Consider the following 26,069-nt stretch of genomic DNA (forward strand, 5'->3'; position numbering starts at 1 on the left):
CCCGTTACGATTTGAGTTTTTCGATAGTCGCCGCAAAGTTTGGCAGCCATTTCTCATGCGCCAGAATCATCTCCCGCGCCAGCTGCTCGGCGTCCCGATCGGAATGGATCAGCGGGCTTAAGTTCAGCGCCAGCAGGACATCGTTCAGCTCACCGCTGATCGCCGCCTGGCTGGCCGCCACTTCGAACCCCTTGATGGTGTAGATAAGCCCTAACACCTTCTCATCGAAATGTGTAATGCGCGGCGTTGGCTTCGCGCCGTCGCGACCTAAGGTACAGCTCATCTCTACCGCCCAGTCCGCCGGGATATTATCGACATGGCCATGATGCGGGATATTTACATAGTGCTCAGTCTGCTTGTCGTTATAGATAGCGTTAATCACTTCGCAAGCGGCATCGGAGTAATAGGCCCCGCCGCGCTGCTCCAGCTCCTTCGGCTTGACGTTAAGATCCGGGTTTTTATATAGCTCGAACAGTTGTTTCTCCACCTTCTGCACCACCTGGGCGCGCGCGCCGCCTTTGTAGTACTCGCCCATCTCAATCGCCAGCATTTCTTTTGGCTTAAAGTAGTAGAGCAGGTAGGAGCATGGGATCAGGCGCAGGGAACGGATCAGCCCTTCGCTAAACGGCAGGTCGAAGATGTTTTTCACCGAGTTCGCGGTCAGGCGGCCAGAGGCCACGCCGTCCAGCAGTTCGTCGAAGCGCGAGACACCGTTAACCAGCACATCGCGGACGAACACCAGGTGGTTCAGACCGAACAGGTCGATATTTAGCTCATCGCTCGGGCTCAGCTGCAGCACGTCGGTGATGAACATCTTCATGCCAATAGGAATGTTGCACACGCCGATAAAGCGTTTGAAATTGGTGTGGCGATAAACCGCCTCGGTGACCATGCCCGCCGGGTTGGTGAAATTGATGATCCATGCGTCGGGGCAAATCTCCTGCACATCTTTCACGATGTCGAAAATCACCGGGATGGTGCGCAGCCCTTTAAACAGCCCGCCTGCCCCGTTGGTTTCCTGGCCCAGGTAGCCGTGGCTCAGCGGGATGCGCTCATCTTTTTCACGCGCCTTCAGCTGGCCCACGCGCAGCTGGGTGGTGACGAAATCTGCGCCCTGCAGGGCTGCGCGGCGATCCAGTGTTTTATAGACTTTCATCGGCACGCCGGCTTTTTCCACCATCCGCTCGCACAGCGCATGGATAATATCGAGCTTCTCCTGGCCCTCTTCCACGTCTACCAGCCACAGCTCGGTTACCGGCAGTTCATGATAACGTTTCAGAAATCCTTCCAGTAATTCCGGGGTATAGCTGCTGCCGCCGCCAATAGTGACTACTTTTAATTTCTGGCTCATCTTTTTCTCCCTTAGGCGCTGCGCCTGGACGCAGGCCGCTCTCCGCAACAATGCGGACAGTTAACTTGAATGATTTTCGATATAAACCTGGCGGCGAACACCGCGTGGGTTTAATTAATACTGGTCAAATGTTTGCGATAACTGCTCGGCGTAAACGACGTCAGTTTTTTAAAGGTTTTAATAAACAGGCTCGGGCTGCTGTACCCTGATTCATACGCAATATCCGTCACCGAATAATTGGTAATTTCCAGCTGTTTTTTGGCAAAGTTGATACGGATATCATTAATTATCTGCATCGGCGTTTTACCATAATAGCGCTGGGTTGCCCGGGTTAAATACTCCTGCGTTTTTCCGGAAAGCCGAACCATATTTTCGAGCGCGCCCTCACCGAATTTCAGTTTATCGTGCATGGCCTCCACGGTATTTTTTAACCACTGCGGCGTTACGTCGGCAACCGGCTCTTCACGATAGTGACGTAAACGGTTAATGACATAAAAGGAGACCAGCTCGATAAATTCATCAAATTCCGTTTCGCGAAAATTGAGTGAGGCAATAACCGACTCAACGTAGCCGAGAAAAGCGCTCTGCACGGCGTAGACTTGCGAAGCCACCAGGCCAAACGGCAGCAGCGGCAGGTAGTGTTTCTCAAAGAAGCGTCTGCTGATGCCAACGTTAAGGATGCGCGTCGCCCCAAACTCGTAAAAGCTCTGGTGGTGCGAGCCCATCGGGATAAAGACGAAATCCCCGCGCTCCAGCAGCACCCGTTTGCCATTGATCTCCTGGTAATAGCGCCCGGTTAATACCACGGTAAATTCGTAGTAATCATGCTGGTGAAGCCCGCTCACGCTTTCCGTTTTGTTATAGATGACCACATGAAAGTTCTTCCCGTTGAACAGCTGTTGTTCTCTGGCGGTACTGATCTCGGTGGTCATCATTCTGGGCTGCCTCATCGTCGCGATGGCCTATTGTACCTTCTCGTGCAGCTCAATCAATTCGGCGACCAGCTCACGGGCCAGCATGGAGGTCATCAGGTGGTCCTGGGCATGCACCAGCACCAGGCTAACCTTCATTTTCCCTTCGCCCTCGTCGCTTTCGATAAGCTGGGTCTGCACGCGATGCGCCTCGCTCAGCGCCTGGCGCGACTGCTCCATCATCGCTTTCGCCGCCGCAAAATCGCCTTGTTTCGCCTGCTTCAGCGCGGCATAGGCCAGGCTGCGGGCTTGTCCGGAGTTGATAATCAGCCCCATCACTACCTCTTCGAGGTCATTTTCCGGGGTTTCTACCGCGTCGATGTTGTCCAGATCAAACATAATATTTCCCTCATTTATCAGGCGGTACGGGACGCTGCCCGTACCGCGCGGTATCAGAATTTCAGTGCATTAGCGATATCTTCTTCGCTCTCTTCCTGCTCGATAACGGTCTGCGCTTTATTCGACAGCACCACAAACGGCAGGTAGACCAGGGTAGCGACGCCAAGGTTGAACAGGGCCACCAGCAGGGCGGCAACGCTGCCGTTACTGTTAAAGAACGCCCCCAGACCGGTCGGCATAGTCCACGGCGCCAGGTTGGTCACCGGTGGGATAATCCCCAGGCTGTAAGCCGCCAGCGTAATGGCCGCCAGAATCGGCTGGACCAGCACGAAGGGGATGAACATCACCGGGTTCATGATGATCGGCAGACCAAACAGAATCGGTTCGTTAATCTGGAAGATGCCTGACGGCAGCGCCAGCTTCGCAACCTGACGATGGTCAGCGCGGCGAGAAGCGATAAAGATGGCGATAATCAGACCCAGCGTCGCCCCGGAACCACCCAGCAGGATGTAGGAGTCGAGCATCGGCTTAGCCCAGAAGTGGAACTGTTTGCCCGCTTCAATGGCCGCATCAACAGAGCCGTACTGGTTGTACAGCGCGATGTTTTCCAGCGCCCACGGGGTCATGATGCCGTTATCCAGGGCGGTCAGCGCCAGAGAACCGTGCACGCCGAAGAACCACAGCAGGGAGTTAAAGATAACGTATGCCCAGCCAACCACGCTGCCCATCGCCGCCAGCGGCGTGGAGATAGAGTCCATGATGATCTGGTGGAAGTTGCTGCCATAGCTCGCCAGGGCCCAGGAGATAATGCCGAAGATGGAGAGGATCAAGAACCCCGGGATCAGCGCGGAGAAAGAGCGTGATACCGACCCCGGCACGCTGTCAGGCAGTTTAATCACCCAGTTGCGACGGATCACGAAGGTGAACAGTTCCGCAACGACCAGACCGATAATCATCCCGGAGATGATGTTCTGCCCACCCAGCCAGTTGGCGCCCACCGCATAGGCTTCGCCCACGCTATACGGGGTCACGGTCATGAAGGCCGCCACCGCCAGCAGGCCAGCGGCCATCGGGTCAACTTTGCGCTCTTCCGCCAGCGCGGAGCCGATAAAGAACGGCGCCATCAGTGACATGATCCCGAGGGTACCGTTATAGACGTTTCCGCCAATAGCCTTAAAACCGTTTAAGGTTTCAATGGTGGAGGCATCCAGGCGAATGCCCATGGAATAAAAGAAAGAGCCTTCGCCGAAGCTCAAAAAAACGTTGTTAATTAATACAAACATGGCCCCGGCGAGGGTCAACGGCATTAATTTAATAAATCCGTTTTTAATCGCATTAATATGCGGCTGCTTTCCTATTTTTACTGCAAAAGGAAGGAGTACCTTTTCAAGCGAGTCGATCACTTTACTCATAGTCAATACCCTTAAAAGCCGCAATAAACTATTACGGCGATGATGTATGAAATTACTCTTTGACGGGAAAATAAACTCTTTATTTTTTGACGTCCGGCAACGGGGTGCCGCCAGGCGTCAAAATACATCGAGTTTTAAAATTTAAAATTATTGTGCTGCAGCTTTCTTAATGGCCGCGACGGCGGCTTTTAATACGCCTAAGCCATCCACCTTGCCATAGAGAAGAGAATCGATGACTTCTACCGGTTTATTCGGCAGCAGACGCTGAATTTCCGGTAACATATACGCAATTTGTGGTCCTAATAATACCACGTCGGCTTCCGGTCCCTTTTCACCCGCGAGGGTTTCGGGATAGGCTTCAATAATGACCGGGACTTCGTATTTTTCTGCCTGCGCGCGCATTTTCGAGACCAGCAGTGACGTGGACATGCCTGCCGAGCAGAAGAGATAAATGTGTTTCTTTTCCATGAACGCTTCCTCAATGTGTGAGACCAGGGCTTCAGCAACCGCTGCGAGCCGGTAAGACTGGTAACATCCGGTTAATTCTGTTTATGAGTTGAGTATACGGCAACCTGAGCCGCCAGGATAATTCGCTGTTGAACAGAATTGTCTCTCATTGACCTCCGGTTTTGACTACCCTCACATTTTCACCCAAATAATTCGCGCAATTAAATAAGCATCATGACTCACAAAAAAGCCCGACCGGTGGTCGGGCTTACGTAGAACTCAGTAAACAGTAGGAAGCTTACTTGGCGTTGCGTGGATCGGTATCATACTCGGCGCAGGTCTGGTAGCCGGAGTTCATCACATGGCCTGTTTCGTCGAGGGCAACGAAATAGGTCTCCACTTTACCATCTCGTTGACCGAGGATGTAGGTCTGACAGGTGCCGCGAGCATGGACCATGGTGACTTCCGTTGAAGGTTTGCCGGCAATCTGCATCACCTGCTGACGCGACATCCCTTTCTTAACATCTTTCACCACCGGCTGAGTAAACTGGTCTTTGGTACGGTCGTAAGCGGTACAGCCCGCGAGTAAGGTTAACGCGACGGTGACGCCCAGTATTCCTGCTAAGCTTTTGTTCATTTTGGTTCCTCTCTTCTACTGTGTAACGATAAGCCTGGAATAAATAGTGTTATTTTTCAAGCCGAACTGCGAAATCATGTCAGGTTGTGTTATTGCGTAAACAGGATTGTTCTACCGACGTCGGACGGCGGCGCAACGCGCGGTACAGCATCTATAATGAAAACCTATGTCATTGATTGCCTTCTTTTCCGGCAGTCAAAACCCCGGTCCTTGTCGTTTCAGCGGCAAAGAGGTAGCTTTAAGCCAACAGCTTGCCAAACAGATTCACTTTCGGAGGGCGCGATGACGCTACAACAAGAGATTATTCAGGCGCTGGGCGCAAAGCCGCAGATTGATGTCGCAGGCGAGATCCGCCGCAGCGTCGATTTCCTGAAGTCCTACCTGCAGACCTACCCGTTTATTAAATCGCTGGTGCTGGGTATCAGCGGCGGTCAGGACTCCACCCTGACGGGAAAACTGTGCCAGATAGCGATTAACGAACTGCGTGCCGAAACCGGCGACAGCAGCCTGCAGTTTATCGCCGTCCGTTTACCCTACGGTGTGCAGGCGGATGAGCAGGACTGCCAGGACGCCATCGCCTTTATCCAGCCTGACCGGGTGTTGACAGTCAATATTAAAGCTGCGGTGCTGGCCAGCGAACAGGCGCTGCGCGAAGCAGGCATCGAACTGAGCGACTTCGTTCGCGGAAATGAAAAAGCCCGTGAGCGAATGAAGGCCCAGTACAGCATCGCCGGAATGACCAAAGGGGTAGTCGTCGGTACCGACCATGCGGCGGAAGCGATTACCGGCTTCTTCACCAAATATGGCGACGGCGGCACCGACATCAACCCAATTTTCCGCCTGAACAAACGTCAGGGCAAACAGCTGCTGGCCCATCTTGGCTGCCCGGAACATCTGTATAAGAAGCTGCCCACCGCCGACCTGGAAGACGATCGCCCCTCCCTGCCGGATGAAGTGGCCCTGGGTGTCACCTACGAGAACATCGACGATTATCTGGAAGGCAAAACGCTGGACCCGAGCATCGCCAAAACGATCGAGGGCTGGTATCTGAAAACCGAACACAAGCGTCGGCCGCCGATCACCGTCTTTGACGATTTCTGGAAAAAATAGTCCCTTTTCCGCCCCGGCCCGCGCCGGGGTTATTTTTTGCGCTTTTCGCCGCAAAAACGGCCTGCTATACTGGATAGATAGACAGTATCAGGAGTTATTGTGGCCAGAAAGCAATCTGCCCCGCGTCTGGAGTTTGAAGCGGCGGCGATCTATGAATATCCCGAACATCTTCGCCCGTGGCTGGAGGCGCTGCCGAAGCTGCCAGGCGTTTATCAGTTTCACGGCGACAGCGACACGATGCCGCTCTATATCGGTAAGAGCGTCAACCTCCGCAGCCGGGTGTTATCCCACCTGCGCACGCCCGAAGAGGCCGCGATGCTGCGTCAGTCGCGGCGTATCACCTGGCAGCGCACCGCAGGCGAGCTGGGAGCGCTGCTGCTGGAGGCGCGGTTAATTAAAGAGCAGCAGCCGCTGTTCAACAAGCGGCTACGGCGTAACAAGCAGCTCTGCGCCTGGTTACTTGCGGACGACCGGCCGCAGATTGTCTATGCCCGCGAGGTTGATTTCTCGCACCAGCAGCATCTCTATGGTCTTTTCGCCAACCGGCGGGCGGCGCTGCAGATGCTGCAGAGCCTCGCTGACGAACAGCGCCTCTGTTATGGCCTGCTCGGCCTGGAGCCGCTCAGCCGCGGCCGCGCCTGCTTTCGCTCCGCGCTGGGCCGCTGCGCCGGGGCCTGTTGTGGAAAGGAGAGCGTGGAGGCGCACAGAGAGCGCCTGCTGGCGCAGATGAGCAGACTGCAGCTGGTATGCTGGCCGTGGGCGGGGCCGGTGGCGCTGGAGGAGCGCGGCCCGGACATGACGCAGTATCACGTCATTCATAACTGGCTGTGGCTGGGCGCCGTTGAATCGCTCGACCAGGCCGCTGAGCTGACCCGTCTGCCCGCCGGATTTGACCAGGATGGTTACAAGATCCTCTGTAAGCCTTTGCTCGGCGGAGATTATCCGCTGCACCCGCTTGGCTGAGAAACCACCAATAAAAAAACCGCCGGCCCTGCCCAACGCCTGATGGCATTATTGGGCAAGACCGGCGGTCTTGATTCAGTTCGCTACATTATTCAGCAGGTGCAGGCATTTTACCTGCCGGCGCGTTGCGTTCTGTCAGATGCTTCTCAAAATTAGCATTGAACTGTTTTTTCTGCTCTGGAGTCAGAATGTTGTAGATCTTGTTCTGCGTTTCCAGGCGGGACAGCGCCATCGCTTTATGCTGCGCTTCCATCTTATCGATCTGCGCTTCCGCTTTCGCCTTATCGAAGGTGTCGCTGGCGATCAAATCGTGCATCGCGCGGCGTTCGTCGAGGGACGGACGCTTCATGTTCTCACGCTGGCTCTTCATGATGTCGCGGATCTGTTGTTTCTGCGCATCGGTCAGGTTCAGGCCTTTAAACATCATGTCATGCTGACCCGGGCCGCCTTTATGATGCATCATCGGCTTGCTGTCGCTCGGCGCGGTGGTGGTGTCGGCGGCATGTGCCAGGTTAGCCGCGCCCAGAGCCAGAGTAGAGGCAACAAACAGTGCAGTGAGTTTCTTCATCATTCAATCCTTACTTTACGTTATTCTTACGGCGCGTTGCCGTGTTGACGAGATTAACTTTACGACGTTAATCGTCAATTAGTCAGAGCAAGAGTAAAACAATGAAAGTGTAAAAAACAGTTTCTCGCCAATTATGGAGAAAATAAGGAATTTAGCCGAAGAATTGCAATAAAAAATAAATAACGTACTGTTTTTCAGAGAAATTATGGAGAGTATAAAGGAGGGGAGATTAAAAACAAAGCATTCTACCAGGAATAATCTGCAAATTTACACTGGCGCACGAAAAAATAAGATGGCGAAAAAAGACGCGCGAAATAAAGCAGGCCGCCCGGCGGACGGCTTGCCCTCAGGATAATTTCTCCAGCATCAGGCCGGCGCGCAGTCCCTTCGCCACCGTCGGATTGGGAAACAAGACATACTCCGGCTCAGGCCCCACCACATACCGCGTCTCGCCCTCCTCCGCCAGCAGCGTGCCGGGTTCGAAGGGGGTGAAGTTCAGCGTCTGATCCGCCATATGCAAGCGGAAATCATCGCTATGGCGGGTGATCTGCTGTACCACCCGGTAGCGCAGCGGCGCTGGGGCGTCAGCAATGGCCAGATCCCCCACCAGTAGCAGGGAAAGCGCCCTCTCGGCGGCGGCAAACTGCGTCAGATCGTTTTCCCCCAACGGCAGCGCTTTGCCAAGTTCGAGAGTGCAGGCCAGCGCCGCGAACCGTTCGCAGCTGAAGTGGGTGAAGGTCCCGCCGGGCTGGCGATGAAACACCAGCGCCTCGAGCCCGGCGCCGCCCAGCCAGCGAAGAAAATCCTCCTCCCACGGCGTATCGCGGGCCGGGAGCACGCCGAAGCGCGGATGTAGCGACCCGCGGATCGCGGTATGCAGATCGAGGTGCCAGCGCGGGCCATCGTGGTCGCGATAGAAGCGGGCCACCGCCTGCTCCAGCCGCTGCGCCCGCTGCGTCTCCTCGCTGGCCGGGAACTGCCGCCAGCGCTCGCCAAACATGCGGTTCATATCGCTGTGCAGATAGCGTTTATTCGCCCGCAGCGCCGGCGGGTTGCCGACGATCACCAGCAGCCGCCAGCGCAGCGGGAGTTGCTCGCGAACCAGCCGCTGCACCAGCCGGTCGACAATCTCCACCGGCGCCGTTTCGTTGCCATGGATGGCGCAGGAAAGTACCAGCCCGCGCTCGCAGCGCGCATGCGGCGTCAGCTCAAGGATCCCCTCGCCAAGCCAGTGCCAGCGGAAATGGGCCGTCTCGCCGTGAAAATGGTGGGGCAAACGCCCCGCCAGGGTTAATGCCAGAAAATGTTCCACCGCGCCCCCTTATTGCTGAAATGGATAAACCGAACCGAGCTGCAGGATCTGGGTCAACCGATCCAGCGCGTCACGCCCTTCCCGCAGCAGTTGCGGGTCGGCGAGGTCGGCCTGGGTAAGGCGATCGCGATAGTAGCGATCCACCCAGTCATTGAGGGTGGCAAACAGCGTATCGTTCATCAGGACGTGCGGATTGACCGCCTGATACTCCTCGTCCGTCAGCACCACCCGCAGGCGCAGGCACGCCGGACCGCCGCCGTTAGCCATACTCTCGCGCAGATCGAACACCTGCAGCGCAGCGATGGGGTTATCCCCGGCCAGCAGCTCATTGAGGTATTCCCAAACACCAGCGTGCTCCTGCGCTTCCTGGGGCAGGATCAGCGCCATGCTGCCATCCGCCCGGCTCAACAGCTGGCTGTTGAACAGATAGGTGGCAACCGCCTCTGCCACCGAGACCCGGCTGGCGGGAACCACCAGCGGCGTAAAACCCGGCACCCGCTGCGCCAGCTGCTGGAGAAGCGTGGTCTGGTCGGCAAAGGCCTGCTCATGGCAGAACAGGACCTGACGGTTGCTCACCGCGATGACGTCGTTATGAAAAACCCCCGAGTCGATCGCCGCCGGATGCTGGCGGGCGAAGATCAGCTGGCGAGGATTGACCTGATTGAGGCGCGCCACCGCCTGGCTGGCCTCAAGGGTTTGCCGCGCCGGATAGCGACGCGGCGCCTCCTCGCTCCCCCGGCGGCGACCATAGACAAAGAGCTGGACGCCGGGTGCGCCATACTCGCCGCCGAGACGGTTATGGTTCGCCGCCCCTTCGTCGCCAAACCAGGCCGAGGCGGGCAGCGCCGGGTGGATGGCAAATCGCGTGCGGTCGGGGAAAATCGCCTGCAGCAGCGCCTCTGTGGTCGGTGCTTCGCTGGCGCGGTGGAATTTATCCTGCAAATTCGCCACCGTCAGGTGTACCAGGCCATCCAGCGAATCGGCGGAGGGGCAAACCGTCGCCGCGTTCGCTACCCACATCGCCGAAGCCGAACTCACTGCCGACAGCAGATCCGGATCCTGCTGGGCCGCCCGGGCCACCACCTGCTCATCGCTGCCGCTAAAGCCCAGCTGGCGCAGAAGCGCCACGTTGGGACGCTCCTGCGGCGGGATCACTGCCTGCGGGTAGCCAGCGTCGGCGAGGGCTTTCATTTTTTTCAGCCCCTGCTTCGCCGCCAGCTGCGGGTTCGACACCCGATAGCGGTGCCGGGTGGAGGCTTCATTGCCAAAGGAGAGCCCGGCGTAGTGATGGGTCAGTCCGGGCAGACCATCAAAGTTGACTTCGCGGGCGGTCATGACGCCTCCCCGGCCAGAAAGTCGAGCCCCGGACTCAGGCTGGCGGGCAGCGTCAGGGTCGGCGATTCAAGGCTGGCCATCGGCCAGGCACAATAATCGGCGGCATACCAGGCCCCCGGACGATGGTTACCGGACGCCCCGGTGCCGCCGAACGGCGCGGTACTCGCCGCCCCGGTCAGCGGTTTGTTCCAGTTCACTATCCCCGCCCGCGCCTCGAGCAGCAGCCGATCGAACTTTTCCCGTTCCGGGGAGATTAACCCACAGGAGAGGCCGAAGCGGGTGGCGTTGGCCAGGGCAATCGCCTCTTCGAAAGTATCGTAGCGCCAGACGCCAAGCAGCGGGCCGAACACCTCTTCATCCTCGACCTGGGATATGTCGCTCATGTCGACAATCCCCGGCGTCAGCAGCGACGTCCCGGCCTGCAATAACCGCGGCTCCAGCAGGGTGACCGCGCCAGCGGCGACCCGCTGCAGCCAGGCCTGATGCACTTTCTGCGCGGCCTGCTCAGAGATAAGCCCGCCGAGAAACGGCTGCGGCTCGGCGTCCCACGCCGCGGGGATCAGCCGTTGACTCACCGTCACCAGCCGGGAGAGGAAGGCATCCCCCGCCTCTCCGCGCCGGACCAGCAGACGCCGGGCGCAGGTGCAGCGCTGGCCGGCCGTAATGAAGGCAGACTGGATGGTCAGATGCACCGCGGCATCCACGTCTCGCGGATCGTCGACGATCAGCGGGTTATTGCCGCCCATCTCCAGTGCGAGGATCTTCTGCGGTTGCCCGGCCAGCTGGCGATGCAGATGAAAACCGGTGGTCGAGCTGCCGGTAAACAGCAGTCCGTCGATATCCGCCTGGCCGCTGAGCGCCTCCCCGGTTTCCCGACCGCCCTGCACCAGGTTGAGCACCCCGGCGGGCAGGCCGGCCTGCTGCCATAGTTTCACCACCGCTTCGCCGCTGCGCGGGGTGAGTTCGCTGGGCTTAAAGACCACGGTATTGCCCGCCAGCAGTGCCGGCACGATGTGCCCGTTCGGCAGATGGCCGGGAAAGTTATAGGGGCCAAACACCGCCAGTACGCCATGCGGCCGGTGACGCAGCGTGGCGGCGCCGTCGGGCAGATCGCTGTGCTGTTCGCCGGTGCGGACGTGGTAGGCCTTCACCGAGATCGCCACCTTGTTGATCATCGCCGTCACTTCCCCGGCCGCCTCCCAGCGCGGTTTTCCGGTCTCAGCGCCGATCGTCGCCGTCAGCTCCGCCTTGCTGGCTTCCAGCAGAGCGGCAAACTTTTCGACGATCGCCTGGCGGTCGGCAAACGGCAGCCGCGCCCAGGCCGGAAATGACTGGCGGGCTGCCGCCACCGCCTCGGCGACCTGCCCGGCATCCGCTGCCTCGCCCTGCCAGACAATCTTCAGGTTAACCGGATCCTGTTTACTCAAGCCTGGCCCACGGCCGGGCCGCCACTCGCCGTTAATCCACAGACTCATGCGATTTTCTCCTCAGGGATCAGGCGCACCATGCGCACCTGGTCGCCGGCATGACACTTCAGCATATCCAGCTCGCGGGCGCTGAGGGTCAGGGTGTCGCCATCCGGATCGGCATGCACCAGCAGAGCGCGGAACTGGTGATACTGTTCGTTCGCCACCAGGCACAGCGGCCAGTCGCCGGGCCGGGTTTCGCCGGCCTCGGTAGTCACCAGACGGCTTTTGCGGATTGCCCGTACCCGGTCAATGTCGCACTCCAGAGTCGGGCCGCCGTCGAAGATATCGATGTAGTTCAGGTAGCGGAACCCCTCTTTCTCCAGCACCGTCCGGGCCGGGGCGGTCTGCGGATGAACCTTGCCGATCACCGCCTGCGCCTCAGGGGAAAGGAAATCGATATACAGCGGATGCTTGGGCATCAGGGCGGCAATAAACGCCTTCTGTCCGGTGCCGCACAGGTAGTCGGCACGGGAAAACTCCATAGCGAAAAAGCGCTTGCCCAGGCTCTCCCAGAACGGTGAGTAACCCTGCTCGTCAATCACTCCGCGCATCTCGGCGACCACCTTGTCATTGAAGCGCTCACGAAAGGCGGCCATAAATAAGAAGCGTGATTTCGACAGCAGATAGCCATTGCCCTCTTTGCGCCACTGCGGGTCGAGGAACAGGGTACACAGCTCGCTGCTGCCGGTATGATCGTTGCTAAGAAACAGCGTCGGCAGCGCCTGATAGACGTTAAGCTCCTTCGAGGCATGGACCTGGGTGCCGACCCGGTAGTTATACCAGGGATCGTTGAGCCCCACCGCCACCTCGATCGCGCAGATGCCCACCACTGCGCCGCTTTCGCTCTCCTCCAGCACAAAGACATAGCCCTGCTCGCTTTTCGGCAGCTCGCCGCGCCAGGTTTGCTGCGAGCGGGCGATCCGCGCCGCGAGGGTCGCTTCATCCACCGGCAGCGAGGTCAGCCCGCCGCCGGTCTCCGCTGCCAGCTTCAGCAGCCCGGGCAAATCGCCCGGCTCCACCGGCCGAATAACCATCATGATGAGACTCCTGCCACGAAACGCGCGCAGGCCCGCTCGACGCGATCCAGCCCGCTGTTCACCTCTTCTTCACTGACGTTCAGCGCCGGCGCGAAACGCACCACGTTGGCGCCGGCGATCAGGATCATCACTCCCTCTTCCGCCGCCAGGTTACTGAGGGTTTTCGCCTTCCCGGCCCAGGCGTCGTTTAGCACGCAGCCGAGCAGCAGTCCCAAGCCGCGGATCTCCTTGAACAGGCCATAGCGGGCGTTAATCGCCTGCAGACGTTCGCAAAACCACTGGTGGCGCTGTCTGACGCCGGAGAGCACTTCCGGGGTGTTGACGATCGACAGCAGCTCACCGGCCACCGCCCCGGCCAGCGGGTTGCCGCCGTAGGTGGTGCCGTGGGTGCCGACGGTCATCACGCTGGCGCAGGCCTCTGTCGCCAGCAGTGCGCCGATAGGGAAGCCGCCGCCCAGCGCTTTGGCGGTGGTCAGCACATCGGGCGTCACGCCGTAGTGCATATAGGCATACAGCTCGCCGGTGCGTCCGACCCCGGTCTGCACTTCATCGAAAATCAGCAGGGCGTTATGCTGGTCGCAAAGCTGGCGCAGGCCGCGTAAAAACTCGACGCTGGCCGGTACCACGCCCCCTTCGCCCTGCACCGGCTCGACAATCACCGCGCAGGTCTGGTCGTTGATTAAGGCCTTTGCCGACTCGAGATCGTTAAACACCGCATGCTGGATCTGCGGCGGCAGCGGGGCAAAATCCCGAGAATAGGCCGGCTGACCGCCCGTCGAGACGGTAAACAGCGTCCGCCCGTGGAAAGCGTTCTGAAAGGCGACGATACCGCTTTTCTCGCTGCCAAAGCGATCGTGGGCATATTTACGCGCCAGCTTGAGCGCCGCCTCATTGGCCTCGGCGCCGGAGTTACAGAAGAAGACCCGATCGGCGAAAGTGGCATCAATAAGCATTTTGGCCAGCCGCAGGATCGGTTCATTGGTATAGCCGTTGCCGGTATGCCAGAACTTGCCCGCCTGCTCGGTGAGGGCCTGCACCAGACGCGGATGCGCATGCCCCAGCGCGTTCACGGCGATGCCGCCGGCAAAATCGATATACTCTTTGCCCTGCTGATCCCACAGCCGCGACCCGGCGCCCCGCACCGGAATAAACGCCGCTGGCGCGTAGACCGGCATCATCCATTCATCAAAGTGGTTACGCGTAATTGACTGAGACATATCGACCTCTTCCGGTAAATTAAAAGTAGCAATAATGTTAATAAATATGAGTTATTACGCTGTAAATGTAGATTGCACGGTTCGTGCCAGCCAGCGATAAAAATGCATAAACCGGATGAGATAACGCAGAATCAATGAGTTACAGCCGAACGCTATTCACATAAAATGCATATTTAGTGAATAAGTATCCGACAAAGGGGGATAAACAGTGATTAAAGAAGATAAATTATGCAACGGTAAGATATAATTCTGTAATTGTGATCCTCTGCGAAATTTATCGTAGCTATTTGCCCTTTTTTGGCGCGGCATGCCCGCAAAAGGGGCACCCACGGCACGCTCATGCGCAGCGATTGGCAGAATGACGCATCCGGTGGCAGCCAGCCTGGCGAATTTCTGCTACCATCCCTGCACTATTCACCTTGCACAGTGGCAGCGACTATGAAATTCGTCTCTTTTAATATCAACGGCCTGCGTGCCCGCCCACACCAACTGGCCGCCATCGTCGAAAAACACCACCCGGACGTGATTGGCCTGCAGGAAACCAAAGTTCACGACGACATGTTCCCTCTCGAAGAGGTCGCCAGACTCGGCTATAACGTCTTTTATCACGGGCAGAAAGGCCATTATGGCGTCGCGCTGCTGACCAAAGAGACACCGATTGCCGTCCGCCGCGGTTTCCCGGACGATGGCGAAGAGGCTCAACGCCGCATCATCATGGCGGAGATCCCGTCACCCTTCGGCAACGTCACAGTGATTAACGGCTATTTCCCGCAGGGTGAAAGCCGCGATCATGAAACCAAATTCCCGGCCAAAGCGGCGTTCTATCAGAATCTACAGAACTATCTGGAGACCGAACTCAACAAAGAGAATCCGGTACTGATCATGGGCGATATGAACATCAGTCCTACCGATCTCGATATCGGTATCGGTGAAGAGAACCGCAAACGCTGGCTGCGCACCGGCAAATGTTCCTTCCTGCCGGAAGAACGGGAATGGATGGACCGCCTGCTGGGCTGGGGCCTGGTGGATACCTGGCGTCAGGCTAACCCCGACAATAATGAGCACTTCTCGTGGTTTGATTACCGCTCCAAAGGCTTCGACGATAACCGTGGGCTGCGCATCGACCTGCTGCTGGCCAGTCAGCCTCTGGCGCAGCGCTGCGTGGAAACCGGGATCGATTATGAGATCCGCGGGATGGAAAAACCATCCGACCACGCGCCGGTGTGGGCTACCTTCCAGCCATAATTCACGCCCTACTCTCGCCTCCCGCTGTGCGGGGGGCAGAATTTCCTGAGCAAAATCAACAAAGCGACGGTAAAGCATTGTGACCGTTGTCGGAACAGGATACTGTCGCGCGCACTTTTTGATGTCCACCGCGTCCAGACTGTACAGGAGCACCCCTCATGCAAAAGAAGCCGTCATCCGGCCATTGGTAAAGGGCTGGGACTTCTCGCGCTGGTGGCCACGCTGGCCGTTATCAGCCATCGCGTCGGTCTCCACGATCTGCTGACTCACCTGCATCTGCTTCAGGACACCTTGCGCCATCATGGCGCCTGGGGCTATCTGGTCTATGTTGCGCTGTTTATCATTGCCACCCTGTGTCTCATCCCCGGCAGCCTGCTGGTGATCGCCGGTGGGATGCTCTTCGGCCCGCTGACAGGCTCCCTGCTCTCGTTTGCCGCCGCCATCGTCGCCTCTTCGCTGTCGTTTTTAATCGCCCGCTGGCTTGGGCGCGATCTGCTGCAGCGCTATGTGGGCCATACCGCCGTGTTTCAGGCGATTGAGCGGGGTATCGCCCGCAGCGGCAGTGATTTTCTGATCCTCACCCGCCTGGTGCCGCTCTTTCCCTACAACATTCAGAATTACGCCTACGGCCTGACGGCGATCCGCTTCTGGCCCTTTACCCTGATATCAGCGGTGACCACCCTGCCGGGTCTGGTCATCTATTCGGTGATGGCCAGCGAACTGGCCCGCGAGGGGGTGACTCTCGCCTTCGCGCTCAAACTGAGCCTCGCCGGCGGGCTGCTGTTTGCCCTGGTGCAGTTGGGCAAACGCTTTGCCCGCGCCCGTCGCGTGGCAGCGTGCAGTGAGGAGGTGCGCCATGACCCAACCTGATCGTCGTCACCTGCGCCGCGCCCGGCTGGCCCTTGCCGTCGTGGTCGTCGCCGCTCTGGCCGCCTGGCTGTGGTTCCCTGGCGGGCGTGCCTTTCTGCAGCAGAGTCTGACGGCGTTAGCCTCGCTGGATCCGCAGCATGTCGAAGGGTTTATCGCCGCCTGGGGACCGCAGGCCGCGCTGGTCTCTTTTGCGCTAATGATTCTCCAGGCGATCGTCGCCCCGTTGCCAGCTTTCCTGATTACCCTGGCGAACGCCGCACTGTTCGGCGCCTTCTGGGGCGGGGCGCTGTCGTGGTTCAGCGCCATGGTCGGGGCCGGGCTCTGCTTTTGCATCGCCAGAGCGCTGGGGCGCGAAGTGGTGGAGAAACTCACCGGCCGCGCGGTGCTGCGCAGTGTCGACGGCTATTTCACCCGCTTTGGCCCGCAGACGATCCTGGTCTGCCGCCTGCTGCCGTTTGTCCCGTTTGATCCGGTCAGCTATGCCGCGGGGCTGACCACGCTGCGCTTCTGGCCCTTTATGCTGGCCACCGGCGTGGGCCAGCTGCCGGCGACCATCGTTTATTCCTGGGCCGGGAGTCTGCTCACCGGGGGCACCTTCTGGCTGGCCACCGGGCTTTCGCTGCTTTTTGCCCTGGCGGTAGTCATCTCTATCGCCAAAAATATTTACCGTGAACGTCATAAGAGATCGTCGCCATGAGCTTACCTCCGCTGGATTCTGTCCCCCTGATCCTTCGTCCGCAGGCCTGGCTGCATCGCCGGCATTACGGCCAGGTGCTGAGCCCCATTCGCTGGTGGGGACGGATCCCATGGCTGTTTTACCTGGTCTCGCTGTTCGTGGGCTATATTGAACGCCGCCGCTCGCCGCTGGAGCCGGTGCTGCGCTCGCTGGTCAGCGCCCGCATCGCTCAGCTGTGCCACTGCGAATTCTGTATCGATATCACCAGCATGACCCTCGCGGCGCGGAGCGGGAGCCAGGACAAGCTGCTGGCGGTCGCTGACTGGCGCAGCAGTAGGCTGTTTAGCGAAAAAGAGCGTCTGGCGCTGGCCTATGCCGAAGCCGCCACCCAGACACCACCGGCGGTAGACGATGCCCTGCGCAGCGCGCTGGCCGCGCATTTTGACGCCCAGGCGCTCACCGAGCTGACTGCCCTGATTGGTCTGCAAAATTTATCGGCGCGGTTCAATGCCGCGATGGCGATCCCGGCTCAGGGGTTGTGCCAGATACCCACCGCTTCCTCGCAGAATAAGGAGTAACGATGCGCCGTTTGCGTGATTACAGCCTCTGTCTGTGCCTGCTGCTGCTCTGGCCGCTGGCGGTTAATGCCGACGACAGCTGGCGGCAGATTCAGACGGAAGCCCGCGGACAGACCGTCTGGTTTAACGCCTGGGGCGGCGACCCGGCCGTCAATCGCTATCTGGCGTGGGTCAGCGAAGAGGTCAAACGCTATTACGCAATCGACCTGCGTATTGTGCCTGTCGCCGATGCCGCCGACGCGGTGAAACGCATCCAGACCGAGGCGCAGGCCGGTCGTCGCCGGGGCGGGTCGGTGGATCTGCTGTGGATCAACGGCGAAAACTTTCGCACACTTAAACAGGCCGATCTGCTGCTCACCGGCTGGGCCGAATCGCTGCCCAACTGGCGCTATGTCGATCTGCGAAAGCCGGTACGGGAAGATTTTTCTGTCGCCACCGAGGGCGCGGAGTCGCCGTGGGGCAGCGCCCAGCTGACGTTTATCGCCCGCCGCGGACAAACGCCGCAGCCGCCCACCAGCCCGCAGACGCTGCTGGCCTTCGCCAGAGCCCATCCGGGCAGCGTAACCTACCCGCGCCCGCCGGACTTCACCGGTACCGCTTTGCTGGAGCAACTGCTGCTCGCTCTCACCGATCAGCCAGCCGCCCTGCGCCAGCCGCCGCAGGCGGCGACCTTCGCGGCGGTCACCGCCCCGCTGTGGCGCTATCTCGATGCGCTGCACCCGGCCCTGTGGCGGGCGGGCAAGGATTTCCCGGCGTCGCCAGCACGGATGGACGCTATGCTCAACAGTGGCACCCTACGCTTATCGCTGACGTTTAACCCGCTGCACGCCCGGCAGAAAGCCGCCAGCGGCGAATTACCGACGGACAGCTACAGCTTCGGCTTTATCGCAGGGACCCTCGGCAACGTCCATTTCGTTACCATCCCGGCTAACGCCCGCGCTGTCGCTGGCGCCAAAGTAGTGGCCAATTTCCTGCTCTCGCCTGAAGCGCAGCTGCGCAAGGCCGATGCCGCCGTCTGGGGCGATCCAAGCGTACTGGACCCGCAGCATCTGCCTGACGGTCAGCGCCAGGCGCTGGCGGCCACCGTGCCGCAGGATCTACCGCCGGTGCTTGCCGAGCCCCACGCGGCATGGGTTGACGCGCTGGAGCAGGAATGGCTGCGCCGCTACGGTACTCATTGATCCTGCTGGCCTGGGGGACGATGGCGGCGATCTATCTGCCGCTGCTCCCCGCCGCCGGGGAACTGGTGGGCGCTGCGTGCTCCCCGGCCCACTGGCGGGCGCTGTTCGCCGACCCGCAGCTGGGCCAGGCGCTGGCCGCCACCCTCGTCTCGACCCTGTTGTCCGTCGGCGGCGCGCTGCTGATCGCCATGACCATCGTCGCCGCCCTCTGGCCTTCGGCCCGCTGGCGGCGGCTGGCTTCCCGTCTGCCGCTGCTGCTGGCGGTGCCCCATCTCGCCCTGGCGACGGCGGCGCTGCTGCTGTTCGCCGAAGGGGGCTGGCTCTGGCAGCAGTTGCCGTTTCTGACGCCGCCGGTTGACCGGTACGGCATCGGGCTTGGCCTGACGATGGCCCTGAAAGAGAGCGCCTTTGTGCTGTGGGTGATCTATGGCCTGCTGGGAGAGAAACGCCTCGCCGACCAGGCGACCGCCCTGAAGAGCCTCGGCTATGGCCGCTGGCAGTGCCTGCGCTGGCTGGTGCTGCCCGCCACCCTCCCCGCCCTCGGCATGGTGCTGCTGGCCACCACCGCCTGGAGTCTGTCGGCGGTCGATGTCGCCCTGGTGCTGGGGCCTGGCAATCCGCCCACCCTCGCCGTACTGGCGTGGCAGTGGTTAAGCCAGGGCGACGACCTGCAGCAGGCCAAAGGGACGCTGGCCAGCCTGCTGCTGCTGGCGATCCTCGGCGGGACGGCGCTGATCGCCTGGGGCGGATGGCGGCTACAGCGTCGGCGTCTGCCCGATCTACGCGGTGTTCGTCACCCTCATCCCCATGCCCTGCCCGGGCGCCTGCTGGCGACGCTGCTGCCGCTGAGCGGCCTGCTGGGCGCCCTGTTGCTGGCGGGGCTGGCCCGCTCGACGCCGCCGCAGATGGATGCTCTTGGCAACAGCCTTGGCCTGGCGCTGGCGGCCTGCGCCCTCGGCGCGGCCGTCTGCCTGCTGTGGCTGGCCTGCGGTCCGGCTCGAGGGGATGGCTGGGTCTGGCTACCGCTGGTGCTGCCAGCCCTGCCGCTGGCCGATGGCCAGTATCGGCTGGCGCTGTACGCCTGGCTTGACGGCGACTGGTTGACCGTCCTGTGGGGCCATCTGCTGTGGGTAGTGCCCTGGATGCTGTTTATTTTGCGCCCGGCCTGGCGCCAGCGCGACCCGCGGCTGACGGTTATCGCCCGCACGCTCGGCTGGGGAGCCACGCGTATTTTCTGGCTGGTGATCCTGCCCTCGCTGACCCGCCCGCTGCTGACCGCGCTGGCGGTGGGCTTTTCCGTGAGTATCGCGCAGTATCTGCCGACGCTATGGCTGGGGGCTGGCCGAATTCCGACGCTCACCAGCCAGGCGGTGGCGCTCAGCAGCGGCGGCGAGGTGCAGACGCTCGCCGCCCAGGCGCTGTGGCAGTTACTGCTGCCGGCAGTATGCTTTACCCTGACGGCTCTGCTGGCCTGGCTGGCGGGCCGCTATCGACGAGGACTTCGCTAGTGCTAACCGTAAACCATCTGACCCTGAGCGTGAAACGCCAGCCGCTGCTACGGGAGGTTACCTTTTCGGTGGCGCCTGGCGAGGTACTGACGCTGATGGGCCCCTCCGGTAGCGGGAAATCGACGCTGTTTGCCTGGATGATTGGCGCCCTGTCAGGCGATTTTCGCGCCGAAGGCGAGCTGTGGCTCAACGAACGGCGCTGCGATACGCTGCCGACGGAGCGTCGGCGCATCGGTATCCTGTTTCAGGACTCTCTGCTGTTCGACCATTTCAGCGTCGGGCAAAATTTACAGCTGGCGCTGCCGGAATGCGTGCGCGGCGAGGCGCGAAAAGTCGCAGTCGAGCAGGCGCTCAACCGCGCCGGACTGGCTGGCTTCGCCCCACGCGATCCGGCCACGCTCTCCGGCGGGCAGCGGGCGCGGGTGAGCCTGCTACGTGCGCTGCTGGCGCGCCCCGAGGCGCTGCTGCTCGATGAGCCCTTCAGCCGCCTGGATGCCACCCTGCGCGCCGGGTTCCGCCGCTGGGTTTTTGAGGAACTGGCCCGCCAGGCCATTCCGGCGATCCTGGTCACCCACGATCGCGAGGACAGTCCGCCGGCGGGGCGCTGCCTGGCGATGGAGCGCTGGCAATGAAGGGTAATAGCGTGCAAACCTGCGTTACCGCAAAGAAATCGATGCCTGGCGAGCGGAGAATACGCCCTCCACTTTTTACCGTCGGGCATTTCGATGAAACGTGTTTCTCAATTGACCGCACTCGCCCTGCTTATGGGGCTTGCTGCTTCCACCACCTGCGCCGCTGAAACCATGCCTGCGCTCACCTTATCTCATCTGCAACAGCAGCACGGCGTGGCCATTGACACCCGCCTGAGCGCTTATTACAACGGCTGGCCGCAGCGCGCCAACGGCCCGGAAGGCCATGAGCCGCAGGCCCTGAATCTTTCCGCCCGCTGGCTCGGCGCCATGAGCGACGATCAGCTCCGCGGCTGGGCTAAGCAGCACCAGCTCCAGTCCGATACCCCCATCGCGCTGTACGGCAGCCCGGAGGATAACGCCAGCGTCGCGGCACGGCTGAAACAAGCGGGGTTCACCCGGCTCAGCACGCTGAGCGATGCGCTGAGCCAGACCGACCGTCTGCAAAAGCTGCCGCACTTTGAACAGCTGGTCTACCCCCAGTGGCTGCACGACCTACAGCAAGGAAAAGCGGTCGCCGCCGCCCCGGCAGGCGACTGGAAAGTGTTTGAAGCCGCCTGGGGAGCGCCGAAGCTCTATCTGCTGAGCCATATCCCTGGCGCGGGCTATATCGATACCAATGAGGTGGAGAGCGAACCGCTGTGGAATAAAGTGTCCGACGCGCAGCTGAAGGCAATGCTGGCGAAGCACGGCATCCGGCATGACACCACGGTGATCCTCTACGGTCGCGACGTCTACGCCGCAGCGCGGGTAGCGCAGATCATGCTGTACGCCGGGGTCAAAGACGTGCGCCTGCTTGACGGTGGCTGGCAGACCTGGTCCGACGCCGGGCTGCCGGTAGAGCGCGGTATGCCGTCGGCCCAGCAGCCTGCGCCAGATTTCGGCGCGCCGATCCCCGGCCAGCCGCAGCTGATGCTGGATACCGAGCAGGCCCGCGGGCTGCTGCATCGTCAGGACGCCTCGCTGGTCAGCGTCCGCTCGTGGCCGGAGTTTATCGGCACCACCAGCGGCTACAGCTATATCAAACCGAAGGGCGACATCGCCGGTGCCCGTTGGGGCCATGCCGGGAGCGACTCCACGCACATGGAGGATTTCCATAACCCGGACGGCACCATGCGCAGCGCCGACGATATCGCTGCCCTGTGGCGCCAGTGGAACATTCTGCCGAGCCAGCAAGTGGCGTTCTATTGCGGGACCGGCTGGCGGGCCTCGGAAACCTTTATGTATGCCCGCGCCATGGGCTGGCCGCACGTCGCGGTGTACGACGGCGGCTGGTACGAATGGAGCAGCAACCCGCACAATCCGGTCGCCCGCGGAGAGCGCGGTCCGGAAAGCAGTCAGTAACTCCACCCACCGCTGCGCGTCGCCCCTCATCGGCGACGCGCGCCGTTATAACGGTGTCGCCACCCGCTTTAACGTTTGGTAGCCACTGCAGATGCGCGTCGCCGTCGTCAGCCAACACAGCGCGCCAAACAGCCACGCCAGCCAGGCGAAATGCGTCGGAAACAGGCAACTGAGGACAAACAACAGGATGGTCTCCGTCCCCTCAGTTAGTCCTCCGAGATAGTACAGCGATTTATGGGCGTAGCCGGGATTGGCGATCTGGTGCCTGGCCGCCAGGGCGGCAAAAGCGAGAAAGCTGCTGCCGGTGCCGATAAAGGCAAACAGCAGCCAGGCCCCCGCCAGGGCATTGTTCAGCGGGTCCGCCAGAATAAAGCCGAACGGCACCAGGGCGTAGAAGAGAAAATCCAGCGCAATATCGAGAAAGCCGCCCGCGTCCGTGAGCCCGCGCCGCCGCGCCAGGGCGCCATCCAGACCATCCAGCAGGCGGTTGAGGAGAATAGCGACCAGCGCCGCGCTATACCACCCCAGCGCCAGAAAGGGCAGAGCCAGCACGCCGATGGCAAAACCGAGCAGCGTCAGCCCGTCCGGTGAAATACCCGGGCGGTCAAGGGCGCCAGCGACAGCGTTAAGCAGGGGTTTTAGGCGCGGATGCAAGTGGCTATCAAGCACGGAGGTCTCCAGCGGGGTTGGCGGTTGTCAGTCAAGGTCTATGGCGGTGATAATAGGCCAGATTCGTCTTATTAACCTTGATGCTTATGCTAAAAATGATTGATGTTGTCGCGGCCATTATTGAACAGGATGGCCAGATTCTGCTGGCGCAGCGCCCGCCCCACGCCGACCAGCCGGGGATGTGGGAGTTCGCCGGCGGCAAAGTGGAGCCGGGTGAAAGCCAGCCGCAGGCGCTGGCCCGCGAACTGCAGGAGGAGATGGGCATCATCGCCCGCCCGGCTTGCTATATTGCCAGCCATCAGCGGGAAGTCTCCGGCCGCCGGATCCATCTGCACGCCTGGTGGGTGCCGCACTTTCAGGGCATACCGCTGGCCCACTATCACAGTCAGCTGCGCTGGTGCCTTCCCACAGAAGCGCTGGCCCTCGATCTCGCCCCGGCCGATATTCCGCTGCTGCACGCCTTTATTGCCCAGCGCCCTACCCTTTCCGTCCGCTGATCCGCCCGCCGTCTCGTCATCGCTTTTAGTTATGACGAGCGAGCAATTATAAATTTTGTTGTCTGCTCAATTTTTCCTTGCTTGCCTAAGGATTAGCGGTGTTATAGTCGGAAAATCGGTTTTTTCAAGGACCGAACCATAATAAATACATGCAACCACAACCATAAGGGGAACTGATATCTATGGATCAGACGTGCACTCTGGAAGGCTTTCTCACCCGCGTTCAACAGCGCGATCCTCATCAAACCGAATTTGCTCAAGCCGTCCGGGAGGTGATGACCACCCTGTGGCCTTTCCTTGAGGAAAATCCGCGCTATCGTCAGCTTGCTTTGCTGGAACGTCTGGTGGAACCGGAGCGCGTGATCCAGTTCCGCGTGGTGTGGGTTGACGACCGCAATCAGGTCCAGGTCAACCGCGCGTGGCGCGTGCAGTTCAACTCGGCCATCGGCCCGTATAAAGGCGGGATGCGTTTCCACCCGTCGGTTAACCTGTCGATTCTCAAATTCCTTGGCTTCGAGCAGACCTTCAAAAACGCCCTGACCACTCTGCCGATGGGCGGTGGGAAAGGCGGCAGCGATTTCGATCCTAAAGGCAAAAGCGATGGCGAAGTGATGCGCTTCTGCCAGGCGCTGATGACCGAGCTCTATCGCCACCTTGGCCCGGATACCGACGTACCGGCGGGCGATATCGGCGTCGGCGGCCGCGAAGTCGGCTTTATGGCCGGGATGATGCGCAAGCTCTCCAACAACAGCGCCTGCGTCTTCACCGGTAAAGGTCTCTCCTTTGGTGGCAGCCTGATCCGTCCGGAAGCCACCGGTTACGGCCTGATCTACTTCACCGAAGCGATGCTCAAACGCCACGGCCTCGGTTTCGAAGGCGCTCGCGTGGCGGTTTCCGGCTCCGGCAACGTCGCGCAATACGCCATTGAGAAAGCGATGGAGCTTGGCGCGCGGGTGGTCACCGCCTCCGACTCCAATGGCACCGTGGTTGACGAAGCGGGCTTCACCAAAGAAAAACTGGCCCGCCTGATCGACATTAAAGAGCGTGCCCACGGCCGCGTGGCCGATTACGCCCGCGAATTTGGCCTCACCTATCTTGAAGGCCAGCAGCCGTGGTCAGTGCCGGTGGATATTGCCCTGCCTTGCGCGACCCAGAACGAACTGGACGTCGATGCCGCCCGCCAGCTGATTGCCAATGGCGTCAAGGCCGTGGCGGAAGGCGCCAACATGCCGACCACCATCGCCGCAACCGACCTGTTCCTGGAAGCCGGCGTGCTGTTTGCCCCGGGCAAAGCGGCCAACGCCGGCGGCGTGGCGACTTCCGGTCTGGAGATGGCGCAGAACGCCGCGCGCATGGGCTGGAAAGCGGAAAAAGTGGATGCCCGCCTGCATCACATCATGCTGGATATCCACCACGCTTGCGTGCAGTACGGCGGCGAAGCGAAGCAGACCAACTACGTGCGCGGCGCGAACATCGCCGGTTTCGTGAAGGTTGCGGATGCCATGCTGGCCCAGGGCGTGATTTAACCGCCACCCTCCATCCCGGCGGCTACCCGCCGGGATGCGTCTCACGACGTCATCGTTATCACCACTTTTCCCAGATGCTGACCACTGTCCAGACAGGCATGCGCCTCGGCAATCTCCGCCATCGGGTAGCTGGCGTAGATCAGCGGCTTGCATTTCCCTGCCTCTAGCAGCGGCCAGACGTGACGGTGCAGCGCCTCGGCAATCTGCTGTTTCTCCGCTGCCGTCCGGCCACGCATGGTCGAGCCGGTGACGGTGGCTCGCTTGAGCATCAGGGTTTGAATATCAACCTCATGAGCGATTCGCCCGCCCATAAAGCCGATGATCACCAGCCGTCCATCCTTTTTCAGTAATCCAAGGTTGCGGTTAAAGTAAGGGCCGCCAACGATATCCAGAATGACATCGACTCCTTCATCGTGGGTCAGCTGGCTGATTTTCTCCGCAAAATCATCGGTTTTGTAGTTAATCGCCGTAGCATAGGGACGCAGCGCAGCGATTTTTTCGTCCTGGCCAACGGTGGCATAGACGGTCATCCCCAGCGCGTGGCACAGCAGGACCGCGGTGGTGCCAATCCCGCTGGCGCCGCCGTGCACCAGGATGCTTTCGCCAGGCTGCAGCTTACCCAGCAGGAAGACGTTCGCCCAGACGGTGAAGAACGTTTCCGGGATGGCGGCCGCTTCGGTAAAGCTAAGGCCCGCCGGGATCGGCAACGTTTGGCCTGCCGGCACAGCGCAGTATTCGGCATAACCGCCGCCGTTGGTCAGCGCGCAAACGCGATCGCCGGGCGTAAACGCTGTGACCTGCGCGCCGACTTTTGCGACCACGCCCGCCACCTCCAGGCCGGGCACGGGGGTGACGCCTTCAGGCATGGGATACAGACCCTGGCGCTGCAGAATATCCGGCCGGTTGACGCCCGCCGCTTTCACCTCGATGAGCACCTCATGCTCCCCGATAGTGGGGATCTCTCCTTCGCGGATCTGCAATACCTCCGGGCCGCCCGGTTGGCTGATAGCGATATATTTCACGGGTCCTCCTTATCGCCGGTGAAAGAAATGAGCAACAATATCGGGAAGGGCGAAGACGCGTTCAGGGGGAAAATAGTCAAGCCCTGCCCGGCTGTT

The 26,069-nt window shown here is 60.5% G+C and carries 27 protein-coding genes; 12 read left to right on the forward strand and 15 right to left on the reverse strand.

Features of this window, described 5'->3' with window-relative positions:
- Window positions 1-4: 4 nt before the first annotated feature.
- From LGL98_RS14820 to osmE, 7 genes are all read right to left on the reverse strand, one after another.
- Entirely contained in the window at window positions 5-1,351 is a 1,347-nt protein-coding gene (locus LGL98_RS14820; protein WP_136034940.1) for a 6-phospho-beta-glucosidase, read from the reverse strand.
- A 110-nt stretch (window positions 1,352-1,461) separates the two neighbouring features.
- On the reverse strand, window positions 1,462-2,286 hold the full coding sequence (gene chbR, locus LGL98_RS14825) for a transcriptional regulator ChbR (protein ID WP_002901552.1): 825 nt from the start codon (window positions 2,284-2,286) through the stop codon (window positions 1,462-1,464).
- A gap of 27 nt (window positions 2,287-2,313) precedes the next feature.
- A complete protein-coding gene (chbA, locus tag LGL98_RS14830) occupies window positions 2,314-2,661 on the reverse strand; it encodes a PTS N,N'-diacetylchitobiose transporter subunit IIA (RefSeq protein ID WP_004179419.1) in 348 nt (115 codons plus the stop codon).
- A 53-nt stretch (window positions 2,662-2,714) separates the two neighbouring features.
- Window positions 2,715-4,073 carry a PTS N,N'-diacetylchitobiose transporter subunit IIC gene (gene chbC, locus LGL98_RS14835; protein WP_136034942.1) on the reverse strand — a complete coding sequence of 453 codons (1,359 nt, stop codon included), beginning with the start codon at window positions 4,071-4,073 and terminating at the stop codon, window positions 2,715-2,717.
- A gap of 11 nt (window positions 4,074-4,084) precedes the next feature.
- A complete protein-coding gene (locus LGL98_RS14840; RefSeq protein WP_012542074.1) occupies window positions 4,085-4,201 on the reverse strand; it encodes a hypothetical protein in 117 nt (38 codons plus the stop codon).
- A gap of 19 nt (window positions 4,202-4,220) precedes the next feature.
- Complete coding sequence (chbB, locus tag LGL98_RS14845; protein ID WP_002901547.1) at window positions 4,221-4,541, reverse strand: PTS N,N'-diacetylchitobiose transporter subunit IIB; 321 nt, start codon at window positions 4,539-4,541, stop codon at window positions 4,221-4,223.
- A gap of 277 nt (window positions 4,542-4,818) precedes the next feature.
- A complete protein-coding gene (gene osmE / locus LGL98_RS14850; protein WP_004203822.1) occupies window positions 4,819-5,157 on the reverse strand; it encodes an osmotically-inducible lipoprotein OsmE in 339 nt (112 codons plus the stop codon).
- Window positions 5,158-5,439: 282 nt separating this feature from the next.
- Between osmE and nadE the strand changes: the two genes are divergently transcribed.
- On the forward strand, window positions 5,440-6,267 hold the full coding sequence (gene nadE, locus LGL98_RS14855; RefSeq protein WP_004151921.1) for an NAD(+) synthase: 828 nt from the start codon (window positions 5,440-5,442) through the stop codon (window positions 6,265-6,267).
- Window positions 6,268-6,366: 99 nt separating this feature from the next.
- Entirely contained in the window at window positions 6,367-7,230 is an 864-nt protein-coding gene (gene cho / locus LGL98_RS14860) for an excinuclease Cho (RefSeq protein WP_136034944.1), read from the forward strand.
- Window positions 7,231-7,318: 88 nt separating this feature from the next.
- Here cho and spy read toward each other — a convergent pair whose 3' ends face one another.
- The 6 genes from spy to astC form a co-directional block, all read right to left on the reverse strand.
- Window positions 7,319-7,801, reverse strand: a complete 483-nt coding sequence (gene spy, locus LGL98_RS14865) for an ATP-independent periplasmic protein-refolding chaperone Spy (protein WP_168435431.1) — start codon at window positions 7,799-7,801, stop codon at window positions 7,319-7,321.
- A 343-nt stretch (window positions 7,802-8,144) separates the two neighbouring features.
- Window positions 8,145-9,110 (reverse strand): succinylglutamate desuccinylase, encoded by a 966-nt coding sequence (astE, locus tag LGL98_RS14870; RefSeq protein WP_136034946.1) that lies wholly within the window; start codon window positions 9,108-9,110, stop codon window positions 8,145-8,147.
- A 9-nt stretch (window positions 9,111-9,119) separates the two neighbouring features.
- A complete protein-coding gene (astB, locus tag LGL98_RS14875) occupies window positions 9,120-10,445 on the reverse strand; it encodes an N-succinylarginine dihydrolase (protein ID WP_136034948.1) in 1,326 nt (441 codons plus the stop codon).
- Window positions 10,442-11,920 (reverse strand): succinylglutamate-semialdehyde dehydrogenase, encoded by a 1,479-nt coding sequence (gene astD / locus LGL98_RS14880; RefSeq protein WP_136034950.1) that lies wholly within the window; start codon window positions 11,918-11,920, stop codon window positions 10,442-10,444. Before astD ends, astB begins: the two co-directional genes overlap by 4 nt.
- On the reverse strand, window positions 11,917-12,951 hold the full coding sequence (astA, locus tag LGL98_RS14885) for an arginine N-succinyltransferase (protein WP_136034952.1): 1,035 nt from the start codon (window positions 12,949-12,951) through the stop codon (window positions 11,917-11,919). Before astA ends, astD begins: the two co-directional genes overlap by 4 nt.
- On the reverse strand, window positions 12,948-14,168 hold the full coding sequence (gene astC / locus LGL98_RS14890) for a succinylornithine/acetylornithine transaminase (RefSeq protein WP_136034954.1): 1,221 nt from the start codon (window positions 14,166-14,168) through the stop codon (window positions 12,948-12,950). The genes astA and astC overlap by 4 nt, the downstream gene beginning before the upstream one ends.
- A gap of 438 nt (window positions 14,169-14,606) precedes the next feature.
- Between astC and xthA the strand changes: the two genes are divergently transcribed.
- The 8 genes from xthA (at window position 14,607) to LGL98_RS14930 (ending at window position 22,259) form a co-directional block, all read left to right on the forward strand.
- Window positions 14,607-15,413, forward strand: coding sequence for an exodeoxyribonuclease III (gene xthA / locus LGL98_RS14895; protein WP_136034956.1), 807 nt, complete (start codon window positions 14,607-14,609; stop codon window positions 15,411-15,413).
- Window positions 15,414-15,626: 213 nt separating this feature from the next.
- Window positions 15,627-16,283: a TVP38/TMEM64 family protein gene (locus LGL98_RS14900; RefSeq protein ID WP_136034958.1), complete on the forward strand. Its 657-nt coding sequence runs from the start codon at window positions 15,627-15,629 to the stop codon at window positions 16,281-16,283.
- Window positions 16,270-16,980, forward strand: coding sequence for a TVP38/TMEM64 family protein (locus LGL98_RS14905; RefSeq protein WP_136034960.1), 711 nt, complete (start codon window positions 16,270-16,272; stop codon window positions 16,978-16,980). The genes LGL98_RS14900 and LGL98_RS14905 overlap by 14 nt, the downstream gene beginning before the upstream one ends.
- Window positions 16,977-17,537 carry a carboxymuconolactone decarboxylase family protein gene (locus LGL98_RS14910; protein ID WP_136034963.1) on the forward strand — a complete coding sequence of 187 codons (561 nt, stop codon included), beginning with the start codon at window positions 16,977-16,979 and terminating at the stop codon, window positions 17,535-17,537. The genes LGL98_RS14905 and LGL98_RS14910 overlap by 4 nt, the downstream gene beginning before the upstream one ends.
- Before the next feature lie 2 nt (window positions 17,538-17,539).
- Window positions 17,540-18,718 (forward strand): ABC transporter substrate-binding protein, encoded by a 1,179-nt coding sequence (locus tag LGL98_RS14915; RefSeq protein WP_136034965.1) that lies wholly within the window; start codon window positions 17,540-17,542, stop codon window positions 18,716-18,718.
- Entirely contained in the window at window positions 18,691-20,226 is a 1,536-nt protein-coding gene (locus tag LGL98_RS14920) for an ABC transporter permease subunit (protein ID WP_136034966.1), read from the forward strand. Before LGL98_RS14915 ends, LGL98_RS14920 begins: the two co-directional genes overlap by 28 nt.
- Window positions 20,226-20,858 (forward strand): ATP-binding cassette domain-containing protein, encoded by a 633-nt coding sequence (locus LGL98_RS14925; protein ID WP_136034968.1) that lies wholly within the window; start codon window positions 20,226-20,228, stop codon window positions 20,856-20,858. The genes LGL98_RS14920 and LGL98_RS14925 overlap by 1 nt, the downstream gene beginning before the upstream one ends.
- 93 nt (window positions 20,859-20,951) lie before the next feature.
- Window positions 20,952-22,259: a sulfurtransferase gene (locus tag LGL98_RS14930; protein WP_136034970.1), complete on the forward strand. Its 1,308-nt coding sequence runs from the start codon at window positions 20,952-20,954 to the stop codon at window positions 22,257-22,259.
- A 45-nt stretch (window positions 22,260-22,304) separates the two neighbouring features.
- Here the strand turns inward: LGL98_RS14930 and LGL98_RS14935 are convergent, their stop codons facing one another.
- A complete protein-coding gene (locus LGL98_RS14935; RefSeq protein ID WP_136034972.1) occupies window positions 22,305-22,928 on the reverse strand; it encodes a CDP-alcohol phosphatidyltransferase family protein in 624 nt (207 codons plus the stop codon).
- An 86-nt stretch (window positions 22,929-23,014) separates the two neighbouring features.
- Between LGL98_RS14935 and LGL98_RS14940 the strand changes: the two genes are divergently transcribed.
- Window positions 23,015-23,425, forward strand: coding sequence for a pyrimidine (deoxy)nucleoside triphosphate diphosphatase (locus tag LGL98_RS14940; RefSeq protein ID WP_136034974.1), 411 nt, complete (start codon window positions 23,015-23,017; stop codon window positions 23,423-23,425).
- A gap of 182 nt (window positions 23,426-23,607) precedes the next feature.
- Complete coding sequence (gene gdhA, locus LGL98_RS14945) at window positions 23,608-24,951, forward strand: NADP-specific glutamate dehydrogenase (protein ID WP_004176526.1); 1,344 nt, start codon at window positions 23,608-23,610, stop codon at window positions 24,949-24,951.
- A 41-nt stretch (window positions 24,952-24,992) separates the two neighbouring features.
- Here the strand turns inward: gdhA and LGL98_RS14950 are convergent, their stop codons facing one another.
- Window positions 24,993-25,973, reverse strand: coding sequence for an NAD(P)H-quinone oxidoreductase (locus LGL98_RS14950; RefSeq protein ID WP_136034975.1), 981 nt, complete (start codon window positions 25,971-25,973; stop codon window positions 24,993-24,995).
- Between the last annotated feature and the right edge of the window lie 96 nt (window positions 25,974-26,069).

The organism is Klebsiella africana (genome assembly GCF_020526085.1).
GTDB classification, from domain to species: domain Bacteria; phylum Pseudomonadota; class Gammaproteobacteria; order Enterobacterales; family Enterobacteriaceae; genus Klebsiella; species Klebsiella africana.

Coding starts and splice junctions, on each gene's coding strand:
- LGL98_RS14820 (WP_136034940.1), bottom strand. CDS start 1,351: ATGAGCCAGAAATTAAAAGTAGTCACTATTGGCGGCGGCAGCAGCTAT.
- chbR (WP_002901552.1), bottom strand. CDS start 2,286: ATGATGACCACCGAGATCAGTACCGCCAGAGAACAACAGCTGTTCAAC.
- chbA (WP_004179419.1), bottom strand. CDS start 2,661: ATGTTTGATCTGGACAACATCGACGCGGTAGAAACCCCGGAAAATGAC.
- chbC (WP_136034942.1), bottom strand. CDS start 4,073: ATGAGTAAAGTGATCGACTCGCTTGAAAAGGTACTCCTTCCTTTTGCA.
- LGL98_RS14840 (WP_012542074.1), bottom strand. CDS start 4,201: ATGTATTTTGACGCCTGGCGGCACCCCGTTGCCGGACGTCAAAAAATA.
- chbB (WP_002901547.1), bottom strand. CDS start 4,541: ATGGAAAAGAAACACATTTATCTCTTCTGCTCGGCAGGCATGTCCACG.
- osmE (WP_004203822.1), bottom strand. CDS start 5,157: ATGAACAAAAGCTTAGCAGGAATACTGGGCGTCACCGTCGCGTTAACC.
- nadE (WP_004151921.1), top strand. CDS start 5,440: ATGACGCTACAACAAGAGATTATTCAGGCGCTGGGCGCAAAGCCGCAG.
- spy (WP_168435431.1), bottom strand. CDS start 7,801: ATGATGAAGAAACTCACTGCACTGTTTGTTGCCTCTACTCTGGCTCTG.
- astB (WP_136034948.1), bottom strand. CDS start 10,445: ATGACCGCCCGCGAAGTCAACTTTGATGGTCTGCCCGGACTGACCCAT.
- astD (WP_136034950.1), bottom strand. CDS start 11,920: ATGAGTCTGTGGATTAACGGCGAGTGGCGGCCCGGCCGTGGGCCAGGC.
- astA (WP_136034952.1), bottom strand. CDS start 12,951: ATGATGGTTATTCGGCCGGTGGAGCCGGGCGATTTGCCCGGGCTGCTG.
- astC (WP_136034954.1), bottom strand. CDS start 14,168: ATGTCTCAGTCAATTACGCGTAACCACTTTGATGAATGGATGATGCCG.
- xthA (WP_136034956.1), top strand. CDS start 14,607: ATGAAATTCGTCTCTTTTAATATCAACGGCCTGCGTGCCCGCCCACAC.
- LGL98_RS14905 (WP_136034960.1), top strand. CDS start 16,270: ATGACCCAACCTGATCGTCGTCACCTGCGCCGCGCCCGGCTGGCCCTT.
- LGL98_RS14910 (WP_136034963.1), top strand. CDS start 16,977: ATGAGCTTACCTCCGCTGGATTCTGTCCCCCTGATCCTTCGTCCGCAG.
- LGL98_RS14915 (WP_136034965.1), top strand. CDS start 17,540: ATGCGCCGTTTGCGTGATTACAGCCTCTGTCTGTGCCTGCTGCTGCTC.
- LGL98_RS14920 (WP_136034966.1), top strand. CDS start 18,691: ATGGCTGCGCCGCTACGGTACTCATTGATCCTGCTGGCCTGGGGGACG.
- LGL98_RS14930 (WP_136034970.1), top strand. CDS start 20,952: ATGAAACGTGTTTCTCAATTGACCGCACTCGCCCTGCTTATGGGGCTT.
- LGL98_RS14940 (WP_136034974.1), top strand. CDS start 23,015: ATGCTAAAAATGATTGATGTTGTCGCGGCCATTATTGAACAGGATGGC.
- gdhA (WP_004176526.1), top strand. CDS start 23,608: ATGGATCAGACGTGCACTCTGGAAGGCTTTCTCACCCGCGTTCAACAG.